The organism is Colwellia chukchiensis (assembly GCF_002104455.1).
GTDB classification, from domain to species: Bacteria; Pseudomonadota; Gammaproteobacteria; order Enterobacterales; family Alteromonadaceae; genus Cognaticolwellia; species Cognaticolwellia chukchiensis.
Map to the genome: position 1 here is coordinate 98,825 of NZ_NBOC01000009.1, position 12,536 is coordinate 111,360.

9 protein-coding genes are annotated in these 12,536 nt (G+C 42.4%); 1 reads left to right on the forward strand and 8 read right to left on the reverse strand.

What is annotated here, in order from left to right; genetic code table 11:
* Nucleotides 1-48 precede the first annotated feature (48 nt).
* Nucleotides 49-273 carry a hypothetical protein gene (locus B6K83_RS11365; RefSeq protein WP_085285044.1) on the forward strand — a complete coding sequence of 75 codons (225 nt, stop codon included), beginning with the start codon at nt 49-51 and terminating at the stop codon, nt 271-273.
* Between the two features lie 63 nt (nt 274-336).
* On the opposite strand, the gene B6K83_RS11370 is transcribed toward B6K83_RS11365, so the two are convergent.
* The 8 genes from B6K83_RS11370 to B6K83_RS11410 form a co-directional block, all read right to left on the reverse strand.
* Nucleotides 337-1,056, reverse strand: a complete 720-nt coding sequence (locus tag B6K83_RS11370; protein WP_085285045.1) for a hypothetical protein — start codon at nt 1,054-1,056, stop codon at nt 337-339.
* A gap of 131 nt (nt 1,057-1,187) precedes the next feature.
* Nucleotides 1,188-2,078 carry a cation diffusion facilitator family transporter gene (locus tag B6K83_RS11375; RefSeq protein WP_085285046.1) on the reverse strand — a complete coding sequence of 297 codons (891 nt, stop codon included), beginning with the start codon at nt 2,076-2,078 and terminating at the stop codon, nt 1,188-1,190.
* 57 nt (nt 2,079-2,135) lie between these two features.
* Entirely contained in the window at nt 2,136-3,440 is a 1,305-nt protein-coding gene (locus B6K83_RS11380) for an inosine/guanosine kinase (protein WP_085285104.1), read from the reverse strand.
* 188 nt (nt 3,441-3,628) lie between these two features.
* Complete coding sequence (locus B6K83_RS11385; protein ID WP_085285047.1) at nt 3,629-4,156, reverse strand: hypothetical protein; 528 nt, start codon at nt 4,154-4,156, stop codon at nt 3,629-3,631.
* A gap of 1,830 nt (nt 4,157-5,986) precedes the next feature.
* Nucleotides 5,987-6,859, reverse strand: coding sequence for a succinate--CoA ligase subunit alpha (sucD, locus tag B6K83_RS11395; RefSeq protein WP_085285049.1), 873 nt, complete (start codon nt 6,857-6,859; stop codon nt 5,987-5,989).
* Nucleotides 6,859-8,025, reverse strand: coding sequence for an ADP-forming succinate--CoA ligase subunit beta (sucC, locus tag B6K83_RS11400; protein ID WP_085285050.1), 1,167 nt, complete (start codon nt 8,023-8,025; stop codon nt 6,859-6,861). The genes sucD and sucC overlap by 1 nt, the downstream gene beginning before the upstream one ends.
* Nucleotides 8,026-8,186: 161 nt before the next feature.
* Nucleotides 8,187-9,677 carry a 2-oxoglutarate dehydrogenase complex dihydrolipoyllysine-residue succinyltransferase gene (gene odhB, locus B6K83_RS11405; RefSeq protein WP_085285051.1) on the reverse strand — a complete coding sequence of 497 codons (1,491 nt, stop codon included), beginning with the start codon at nt 9,675-9,677 and terminating at the stop codon, nt 8,187-8,189.
* 51 nt (nt 9,678-9,728) lie between these two features.
* Nucleotides 9,729-12,533, reverse strand: coding sequence for a 2-oxoglutarate dehydrogenase E1 component (locus tag B6K83_RS11410; protein ID WP_085285052.1), 2,805 nt, complete (start codon nt 12,531-12,533; stop codon nt 9,729-9,731).
* Nucleotides 12,534-12,536: the final 3 nt, after the last annotated feature.

A 12,536-nucleotide genomic window follows, 5' to 3' on the forward strand; every position in this document is an offset into this window, starting at 1 on the left:
AACACAAATCACAGAAACCTATATTTTACATTGTTGGAACACGAGCTTATGACGAGCATATTAACCGAAAGCTGGATCGCGCCTGCCATTATCATTATTGCACTGGTGATTTTAATTGGTAATTTAAGTACCTTTCAAAAGAGTGCTAAAACACCTTTGCGTAAAAAAGGCCTCAATGATCTAAAAGAAACCTTGCCTAGAAGCCAAAAGTCAGCTCAAAAAATGCCAACCATGGCCAGTAAATCCTCGTTGCATCAACATAAGAAAAAGTAACGCCTGACTCGCGTCTACCTAAGTGGTCAGTTGTAAGCTAATGATTTTTAAGGGCCAATACAATTATGCTGCCTGCTGCAATTGTTGTAAGTAACCTAAATAACGTTTAGTTAGTGCGATAAATAGCCAGATTAAGGTTAACGGAAATAAGATCAGAAAAAGGTATTGGCTGTACATTAAAGGTAGTAACACAGCCATTGCTAAACCTATAGCATATAGACTTAATACCCACTTTTGCGTGCGGGCAAATTTAAATGCAGAAACAAAATTTCCCACCACCCCAAAGTTTTTCAAGCGCGCTATCATACAGGGTAATATTCCTAACACTAGTGATAACATTGCAAAGAGCCACGCCAAAGAGATATTAAACCAATAAAAACTATTACTCGAATAGGCCTCTTTTTTGCTACTGATATTAAAGGCCTTCGCCAAAAACGAGTTGGTGTCGACATATAAACTATAAATAGCAATCGCGTCTGTCATCCAGATCAAAAAAAACAAGCCTTGTACCAAAGCTACTAAAGCAACATTGGCGATAATATTGCTTTTAGGTACTTGATTGCTTTCAGGTGTACTTGATAGAAGTAACGGATGTAATGCTAAGCTGACTAAAGGCGTGAATAAAATAAAGCCCGCACAAAACGAGATATACATCGCAGTAAGCTCAAAACTCGCTAATAACTGCTGTATTGCGATCGCAATAGCAAATATCATGACTGACGCGAACAAAATTAAAAAGCCACTTAATTGACGATTTTTTTGCAAAAAATTTGTTGTCGGCATAACCAAAACCCATAGCAAACCAGTGACTATAATAAAATATAAATAGCCATGATTACTTGATTTACATCGTTTTTAAGTCATTAAACAAATGCTTTTTGGGGCCTTTACCAGCAGATTACAAGCAATATCGGTTAGTTATGTTGACAACCATAGGCTTCAATTTGCAAGACGCTCATGCTCACAGCAAACTGCTCTTTGAGCACACGTTCAATTTGCATACGACAAACCTGATCATGTTTTTCAATGGTACATTCGTGTTTTAAAACAATGTGCGCGCCAACAACAACTTGGTCATTATCACATTGCACAATTAAGTTGTGCACATTGTCTATATGGTCAATGGTCAGCAGCGCCGCCTCTATTTTCTTTAATGCAGGTAAACGCACACCATTAAAAAATAACCCTTTCACACAACGATACAGTAGCTTTGAGCCGGTATAAAGTACGAATATCGAAATAAAAATACTCGAAAGCGAGTCAACTGCGGTCCAGCCTGTAGCATGAATAACCACACTGGTTACAAAGGTAACAATTGTCGAGAGTATATCAAAAAACGTATGCAGGAAAACCGCATAAACATTGACACTATCTTTACGACCTTTATATAAGACAATGGCTGACGCCGCGTGAAATAAAAAGCCCAATGAAGCCGTGGTTGACATCACGAAGGTATTTATTTCATGCTCATTATGGTGCTCGTGCCCTAGCAACCTATCAGCGCCTTGAAAAATAATCCAACAGCTGATTAAAAGATACAAGCTACCATTAATTAAGCCACCAGAAAGCTCGAGTCGACGATAACCATCGCTAAAAGTACGACCAAATTTAATCGCTAGTGTTGATGCGATTAACGCAATAAACAAGGAGCTGTTATGTACAAATAAATGCCCAGCATCGGCATAAACCGCGAGGGAATTTGCGTAGTAGGCACCAAAAAGTTGTATCAGCATAAAAACACTGGTAATTGCCAATGCAATTAACAAGCGCCTTTGTGATGATTTATGCGTAGTTAAAGTATTCATGCAAAAATTGCCATTTTGTGTGCCTATTTTGGGTAAGCGCTTGGTACTTAAAACGTACTACTGTGCCCAATATGCTTGATCTAAGCTGTTTTCCCGTTCCGGTAAGCCGCGTGATAATCGTGGTGCGTGTTGTACTAATACTTCATAGCTTGCACGATTAGCGTATTTACTCATTTGTGATAACGACGAGTAGGTCAATGCTGGCTGCTTATGCTTGCTCGAATTTGCCACCATATTTTTGTGGTAAACATTGGCACTTAAATCATGCAATATCGCGGCAAGTACCGCATCACCGGCACCATTGGTGTTTTTTATACTTTCAGGCCCACCCATATAAGGTGCAGAATGTGTATAGATACGCAATGGCTTTTGACAATCTTTTAACAGCATAGGTCGAGAATATTCAAATTGATTAAAGAGCTCAATTTCAGCAGAAACTAGCGGGTAATCACTTTCTCGCTTAAAAGTTTCATCAACAAAGCCCGCCATATAAATGCCATCTTTACCTGCGGTACAAATGCACAAATCAACCCAATCTAAGCACCTGTTCGCGGCAAGCAACGGGCTTTCGATACCGGTTATTGCTAGCGCTTCTTCTTCGTTCATTGATAAGATATTGACATGCTTTTTCACAAAGTTCTGCCAAAAGCTAGGCTCTTTTTCTATAAGATGTTTAGTGCCGAGCGTCAATACCACTGGCACACCGGCCGCGTTGGCGCACTTTACCGCTTTAATTGCCGCTTCTGTCATAGTGTCACCTGCTTGCGTTCGCATCAGATAGGCACTTATCACTAATGCCGAAGCGCCGGCAATTAATGTTTCATCAATCGAGTCTGGGTGTAGTCGATTAATTAAACCGGCATTAATACCAAAGGTTCGCTCACCAACATCATCAATTAACGTAAAACAGCGACCAATAGGTCCGTCTACAGGTTGCAAGTAATTTAAATCAACACGCGATGAGGTATTGCTGAGAAATCGGTATGCATAATCACCAACATGGATATCGTTTGACATAACCCCAAGCAACACCGAACGATCATCTGCAAGCACAGAGTAATTATGCATGGTATTGCCTATGGTGCCGCCAGCAAATTCATAGTTGATCAGTGACTCGTCTTTTAAGCGCTGATAAAGACGCTCAGTAACATCATCTGAAATAACTTGTGACATACCCGGGTGTAAATCAAATTCTGCCAAAAAGTTATGATCAACCTTGGCTTCTATATCGACTAACACCTGATCAATACCAACAATATAATTATTATTCGCTTGTGAGTTAGGATTAACTTGATTGTTTAAGGGGTTTTTATTGTCGACGGGAAAATAGTGTTTGTGCTGACGACGTCCTGGAAACTTCATGCAGTAATACGCGGTTGTTGGCAAAAAACGAATTATAGCGCAATGGGCTTTGGTTTGACCAGAAAACATCGCGGTAAATCGCAGAGAATTATTTGTTTAGCAACAAACTATGATTATCATATTAATAGTACAGCGACTCTTTATCGTTAAAACAGTGATAAAACAAAAAAATAAAAGCCGCGTTAATGCTATTGCAATTGCTGGAATTTTTCATAGATAAACTGAGGATTAGAAATTGCAAAGCCATTAAGCGCTAACCAATTAATAGCTTGTTTTGGCTCAGTGAAAACACATCGTTCATAGCCGGCGTTTAGATCTGTTTTGGGAATAATTCGCTCTAATTGTGACTGTTTTAAAAAACTTTTGGTGTATACATGACTGTCTTTAACGCAGCCATTGGCTATAAACCATTCACACAACTCAGTAACGTGATGCTCGATATCAGGCGTTCCTAACTGCCACTGCTCAAAAATAGACATAATCGCCCATTGCTTACCAAGCAGCGGTAAGGTTACCCGTTTAAATTCTTGGCAAAACGTGACTATCGCTTCTTCATTCCAGGCATCTGCAAACCAAATAACAGCGACCTGGTTATCAATTTTAATTTCCCAACGACCATGTTCTGCAAGCATAATATCACTATCAAACTCTTTTATATTGGCTATTTTTTTACCATGTGATTTAAAAACATTCAAGCAAAAGTGATGAAGTTCCATTCCTGTTAGCGTGACATAAGCCGTTAAAATAACCTACTTAAGATATTGAAAGTGTTAATGAATGGAACGATACTGAATATGGCGTGGTATTCCAATTAGCGCTACTATATCTACGCATATTGGCCATCAAGAAGAAAACACATCTAGTGCAGCAGCGCCGAGGGAGTCCAGAGGGGGCTCGGCGTGTAGCCCCTTCTGGGTGCAGTCGCCACTGCGACAATTATAAGTTAGAGTCCATATAAACTTAATGTGTACCTGACCCCATTTAATTTAAGCAAACGCTCCTTCAAACCTTTTGGAGAATTACCGTAGGTAGAAACAAGCGCTAAGTCTGCTTTGGAAAAATGCTGAGTAAATTAACCTATCGCTGCTATGGCTATCATGGATGATAGCCAAGCGAAGTAGCACATGGATGTGCGTTCTAAGCGTTAGCTTGTCGATAGATTAAATTACGAAGAAGTACATTTTGATAGCAGCGCCGAGGGAGTCCAGAGGGAGCTCGGCGTTTAGCCCCTTCTGGGTGCAGTCGGCACCCCGACACCAAACCAGTATGATAACTCCAAAATGCTAAATTAGAGTAAGTTGGATCTAGTTTCGTAAATTGAACAACTTGGAGTTCAATTTATCTGCTCGGCGTGTAGCCCCTTCTGGGTGCCGTCGCCACTGCGACAATTATAAGTTAGAGTCCATATAAACTTAATGTGTACCTGACCCCATTTAATTTAAGCAAACACTCCTTCAAACCTTTTGGAGAATTACCATAGGTAGAAACAAGCGCTAAGTCTGCTTTGGAAAAATGCTGAGTAAATTAACCTATCGCTGCTATGGCTATCATGGATGATAGCCAAGCGAAGTAGCACATGGATGTGCGTTCTAAGCGTTAGCTTGCCGATAGATTAAATTACGAAGAAGTACATTTTGATAGCAGCGCCGTGGGAGTCCAGAGGGGGCTCGGCGTGTAGCCCCTTCTGGGTGCAGTCGGCACCCCGACACCAAACCAGTATGATAACTCCAAGATGCTAAATTAGAGTAAGTTGGATCTAGTTTCGTAAATTGAACAGCTTGGCGTTTAATTTTTCTGCTTGGCGTCGCAGTCGACTGCATGGATGCAGGAGTTAGAGCAACGCAGGACGCTGTTGCCGAGGCGACGACACCCAAAGGGATGCTGCCTCCGGCATCCCCTTGGAACCCCACGGAGCCCCAGCTCAGCAAAACATTCCAACAGAATTTAGGCACGAAGTTTATACCTGCCGAAAATCGTCCTTTCACACGGCAGTCTACGCCATCCATGGCTCCGATAAACATCGCACTTATCTACATTCAGTTTCCATTGCTGAGATGGGTTTGGAGTCTGCTGAACTTGCAGTGCTCTAATATCACTTTATTAACAAGCTTTTAGGTAAGTTAAAGATAAAAACTACAGTTTAAATAAACACCAAATCTGCTTCATTAAACGCTGGAATGATGGCCAATATTCACGTATCACTGGCATGGATGCCAGTGAAAGTGCTGTTGGCACACGGACATGCCATCAGCACTGGTACATCGAACAATATTGGACATCATGGAGGAAACACGTTTAATGTAGCAGCGCCGAGGGAGTCCAGAGGGGGCTCGGCGCGTAGCCCCTTCTGGGTGCAGTCGGCACCCCGACAATATAAACAATTTAAGCTGAAGCGACCGCTATAGCCATTAAGGCAAGCTAATGGCTTTATAAATACTAAAGCTCGACCCTAACGACTTGATCTGATAAAACAGATAAAAAACCCGCACTCTCTATGCGAGAATGCGGGTTTTCATAAAGAATAACAGTTTGCAATCAAAAGCTGATTACCAACCGGTTTTCTCTTTAAGTGCTACACCGATATCCGCTAAAGAACGCACAGTTTTAACACCTGCCGCTTCTAGTGCTGCGAATTTCTCATCAGCTGTACCTTTACCACCAGCGATAATCGCGCCAGCGTGACCCATACGCTTACCTTCTGGTGCGGTAACACCAGCAATGTAGGATACCACAGGCTTAGTTACGTTGGCTTTGATGTATTCAGCTGCTTCTTCTTCAGCAGTACCACCAATTTCACCAATCATAACGATAGCTTCTGTTTGTGGATCGTTTTCAAACATTTCCAATACGTCGATGAAGTTAGTACCTGGGATAGGGTCGCCACCAATACCAACACAAGTTGATTGGCCAAAACCAGCATCTGTGGTTTGTTTAACAGCTTCATAGGTAAGCGTACCAGAACGTGAAACAATACCTACTTTACCCGGCTTGTGAATGTGACCCGGCATGATACCAATTTTAGTTTCGCCTGGCGTGATAACACCTGGACAGTTAGGACCGATCATACGCACGCCAGATTGATCAAGCTTAGCTTTAACGTCAACCATATCTAAAGTTGGAATACCTTCAGTGATAGTAACGATAAGCTCGATGCCGGCATCAATAGCTTCTAAAATTGCATCTTTACAGAACGGAGCAGGAACATAGATAACGGTAGCGGTTGCGCCCGTTGCTTCTACGGCATCACGCACTGTGTTAAATACTGGTAGGCCTAAATGCGTTTGACCGCCTTTACCTGGGCTTACGCCACCAACCATTTGTGTACCGTACTCAAGTGCTTGCTCTGAGTGGAATGTACCTTGACCACCCGTGAAACCTTGACAGATTACTTTCGTATCTTTGTTAATTAAAACAGACATTATTTGCCCTCCGCAGCGGCTACAACTTTAGTGGCTGCATCAGATAATGACTCAGCAGCAATGATATCTAAGCCTGAATTTTTAAGAACTTCACGACCCGCTTCTGCATTAGTACCTTCTAAGCGAACAACCACTGGCACTTGCACGCCAACTTCTTTAACTGCAGCGATAATACCTTCAGCAATCATGTCACAACGCACGATACCACCAAAGATGTTTACTAATACTGCTTTAACGTTGTCGTCAGATAGGATAATTTTAAATGCTTCTGAAACACGCTCTTTAGTTGCCCCGCCACCAACGTCTAGGAAGTTAGCTGGCTTGCCGCCGTGTAAATTAACAATATCCATAGTGCCCATAGCAAGGCCAGCACCGTTAACCATACAACCTACGTTACCGTCTAAAGCAACATAGTTTAACTCAAAACGTGCGGCATGTGCTTCACGCTCGTCTTCTTGAGATGGATCGTGGAAGGCGCGCATTTTTGGTTGACGGTATAAGGCATTACCATCGATACCAATTTTACCGTCTAAACAGTGTAAGTTGCCTTCGTCTGTTATTACTAACGGGTTGATTTCTAATAACGCGAAATCAAAATCTTCAAACATTTGTGCAAGACCTAAAAAGATCTTAACAAATTGCTTCATTTGCGTTGGGTTTAAACCTAACTTGAAGCCTAACTCACGAGCTTGGTATGGTTGTGCACCAACTAGTGGGTCAATTTCTGCTTGGTGAATTAACTCTGGCGTTTCTTCAGCAATCTTTTCGATGTCAACACCGCCTTCTGTAGAGGCCATGAATACAACTTTACGGCTTGCACGGTCGACTACCGCACCTAGGTATAATTCGTTAGCAATATCGGTACAGCTTTCAACTAAAATTTTTGCTACCGGCTGACCATTTTCGTCAGTTTGGTAAGTGACTAGGTTTTTACCTAACCAATGTTGAGCAAACTCTTTGATCTCTTGCTTAGTTTTAACTAGCTTAACACCGCCAGCTTTACCACGGCCACCCGCGTGTACTTGGGTTTTAACAACCCACATATCGCCGCCGATTTTATCCGCTGCTTCTGCTGCTTCTTGAGGGGTATCGCAAGCGAAACCTTCAGAAACAGGTAAACCATATTCAGCGAACAATTGTTTCGCTTGATATTCATGCAAATTCATGGTGTTTTATCCATTTATCTGTAGATGAAAATGGCAATAAGGTTTTAAATTATTGCCATCGAAAAAAGTAGATCGATTATAGTACAAAAGCTCTAATGCGCATAGTCTTTACAGCCTAAAACTATAATCAAAATCAACATATATATTTATGATGTTATGTACTAAATGTTTAGTAACAAACGTGCTGGATCTTCTAATAACTCTTTAATCGTCACTAGGAAACCAACCGACTCTTTACCATCAATTAAACGATGGTCATAAGACAGTGCCAAGTACATCATAGGGAGAATTTCAACTTTCCCATCAACCGCCATTGGGCGATCTTGGATTTTATGCATACCTAAAATTGCCGCTTGTGGCAAATTCAGTATAGGCGTTGAAATTAAAGAACCAAAGACGCCGCCATTAGTAATAGTAAAGTTACCACCTTGCATTTCGTCCATCGTTAACTTGCCATCACGACCTTTAATTGCCAGATCACGAATGCCATTTTCAATACCCGCCATGCTTAATTGATCCGCATCGCGCAATACTGGGGTTACTAAGCCACGCGGAGTTGAAACCGCAATCGATACGTCAAAAAAGTTATGATAAACAATATCATCGCCGTCAATCGAAGCATTCACAGCTGGGTAACGCTTGAGAGCTTCAGTCACTGCTTTTACATAAAACGACATAAAACCTAGACGCGTATCATGGGTTTTCTCAAAAACGTCTTTGTACTGCTTACGAAGATCCATAATTGGCTTCATGTTAACTTCGTTAAAAGTAGTTAACATAGCCGTCGAATTTTTCGCTTCTAATAAGCGCGTGGCAATAGTTTTACGCAAACGTGTCATAGGCACACGTTTTTGTGTCCGCTCACCTAAAGCCGCGGCGGCTTGTGCCGCTGGCGCTGGTGCTGCAGCTTTTTCCGGTGCAGATTTTGGCTTATTCAAGGCAGCTTCGACATCTGCTTTTGAAATACGTCCACCTTTACCTGTTCCAACAACATCGTTAGCCGTTAAGCCTTTCTCTGTCATTAAGCGACGCACTGATGGGCTGGCAAGCTCATCTGAACTAATCGCTTCTTCAGCTGAAGCTGCAGGGGCTTCGCTCGCTGATGCCCCAGCATTGAGTTCGCCAATTTTTTGCTCGCCTAATACTGTGTCACCTTCAGCATGCAAAATTTTACCAATCACACCGCTATCTTGTGCAACCACTTCTAACACGACTTTATCGGTTTCAATATCCACTAAATTTTGATCAACAGTAACCGTATCGCCTTCAGCAACATGCCAGCTAGCTACCGTCGCATCAGCAACAGATTCTGGTAGCACAGGCACAACAATATCAATCACTTTTGCAGCACCAGCTGATGCTTTAGGCGCACTTGCGCTGGCTTCCGCTTTTGCTGGTGATGCTGATTCGCTCTCGCCTTCAGACAAAATAGCAATAACTTGTTCACCTAATACCGTTGCGCCTTCAGTTTGTGAAATTTCGCTAATCACACCGTCTGATGTCGCTGGTACTTCAAGCACTACCTTATCGGTTTCAATATCAACAAGTACTTGATCACGCGTTACTTTATCGCCTACCTGTACATGCCAAGTTGCTATGGTTGCGTCGGCTACTGATTCAGGTAAAACGGGAACCTTAATTTCGGTTGTCATTTATAATATTCCTTACACACTCTTAATTAATCTCTTTATTAAAAAGAGGGTCTATTCTACTTTAAGCGCGTCATGTACAAGCGCCTGTTGTTCTTTAACATGTACTGACATATATCCCACAGCAGGAGCCGCGGATGCAGCGCGGCCTGCATAGGTCAAATAGCCACCTTTAGGTAGTGCCGCTCTAAAATGATGCTGTGAACAGTACCAAGCACCCTGGTTTTGCGGCTCTTCCTGACACCAAACAAATTGCTTAACATGTTGATATTTAGCCAACTGCTTTTGCAATTCTTGCTCAGGGAAAGGATAAAGTTGCTCAATTCGGATGATAGCGATATTAGTTTGCTCATTTTTACGACGTTGCTCAAGTAGCTCGTAATATACCTTACCACTACAAAAAACTACGCGCTCTACGTTGCTTGGCTCTATATCATCAATTTCACCAATCACGTTATGGAACACACCGGTAGCAAGATCATCTAACGAGGAAACCGCTAACGGATGACGCAATAATGATTTAGGTGACATCACCACTAAAGGACGTCGCATTGGGCGCACCACTTGGCGACGCAACATATTAAACACTTGCGCTGGCGTAGATGGCACACAAATTTGCATATTATGATCAGCACATAGTTGCAAAAATCGCTCTAAACGTGCAGATGAGTGCTCAGGACCTTGACCTTCATAGCCATGAGGTAACAGCATAGTTAGGCCACATAAACGACCCCACTTTTGTTCACCTGAGCTAATGAATTGATCAAATACCACTTGGGCGCAGTTAGCAAAGTCGCCAAATTGTGCTTCCCAGATAGTTAAACCTGACGGCTCAGCGGTGGTATAACCATACTCAAATGCTAGTACAGAGACTTCTGATAATACTGAGTCATGCACATCAAACGGGCCTTGCCCTTCGCGGATATTCTGCAAGGGTAAGTAACGACTAGCGTCATCTTGGTTATGCAATACCGCATGACGATGGAAGAAGGTACCACGACCTGAGTCTTGACCAGTAATACGCACCCGCTCTCCGGCGTCGACTATCGAAGCATAAGCTAAGTTTTCTGCCATACCCCAATCAAGTAACTTTTCTCCACTCGCCATCTTGGCACGATCATCGTAAATTTTACGAACTCGATTATGCACATGGTGATCAGCTGGAATCGAAGAGACCTTATTCGCTAATTCTTTTAGCTTGTCCAGTGAAATTTCATGATCGTAAGCATCATCCCAATCATGGCCAAGGTAAGGAGACCAATCAACTGAGTGCTCTGTCATCGGACGCCATTGCTCTACCGTACACTGACCTTCGTCTAGTAACTTTCGGTAGTATGCCATCAACTCGTCAGTTCTTGCTTTTGCCAATGTACCTTCGGCATTTAGTTTTTCTGCGTAAATTTGACGTGGCGTTGGGTGCTTTTTAACCTTTTTATACATAAGTGGCTGTGTAGCACTAGGCTCATCAGCTTCATTATGACCATGACGGCGATAACACACTAAGTCGATCACCACATCACGTTTAAATTCATTACGGTAATCTAAGGCAATTTGGGTCGCTAGAATTACCGCTTCTGGATCATCACCATTAACGTGTAAAATTGGCGCGGAAACCATTTTTGCAATTTCAGTACAGTATTCACCACTACGAGTGTCTTGTGGGCTAGAGGTCGTAAAACCGACTTGGTTGTTGACTACAATGCGAATCGTACCACCAACTTTAAATGCCCTTGCTTGCGACATATTAAAGGTTTCTTGTACTACACCTTGACCGGCAATTGCAGAGTCACCGTGAATAGTGATAGGTAAGACTAAATCACCGGCATTACAATCACGGCGATCAAGACGGGCACGTACACTGCCCATGACCACTGGATTAACAATTTCAAGGTGAGATGGGTTAAACGCTAGCGCTAAATGGACGTTGCCACCTGGAGTGACAAAATCAGATGAATAACCTTGGTGATATTTCACATCACCTGAAGATAAAATTTCGTCATGTTTACCACCAAACTCATCAAAGAGTTTTGATGGGTTTTTACCCATAACGTTAACTAAAACGTTGAGTCGGCCCCGATGGGCCATGCCGATAACCACTTCTTTCGCGCCTTGCGTACCTGCACGTGTGATTAATTGCTTCAACATAGGTATTAATGAGTCTCCGCCTTCTAGCGAGAAACGTTTAGCACCTGGAAACTTGGCACCTAAGTATTTTTCTAGGCCGTCGGCTGCCACTAAGCCCTTAAAAATTTCTTCTTTTTCTTCAACACTTAATATCGCTTGTGATTGCACTGACTCTAAACGTTGTTGGATCCATCGTTTTTCATCAGTTGAGGTGATATGCATATATTCCGCGCCAATTGAACCACAATAAGTAGTTTTAAGGGCTTTATATAAATCACCAAGTTTCATGGATTCTTGACCGACTGCCAAGGATCCAATGTTAAACTCACGGTCGAAGTCATTTTCCGAAAGATCATGATGAGATAATTGCAAATCACGTACTTTTTCACGTTGCCATAACCCTAGCGGGTCAAGGTTTGCATTTTGATGTCCGCGAAAACGAAAAGCATTAATCAGCTGTAATACTTTAACCTGTTTTGCATCACTGCCACCAGAGACAACTAAGGTCTTGTGGGGCTCTTGTGCTAACTTCTTAAATTCATCACGGATTTCAGAATGCCGATATTCAACGTCAGCACCTTCGACTTTTGGCAGTTGTTGGAAGATCTCTCGCCATTCTGCAGACACAGACTGGGAGTTATCCAGATAAGATTCGTATAATTCTTCAATATAAGCAGCGTTTGCGCCACTTAAATGGGAAGACTCTATCCAAGCCTTCATAGCACCTTCGGGCATTGC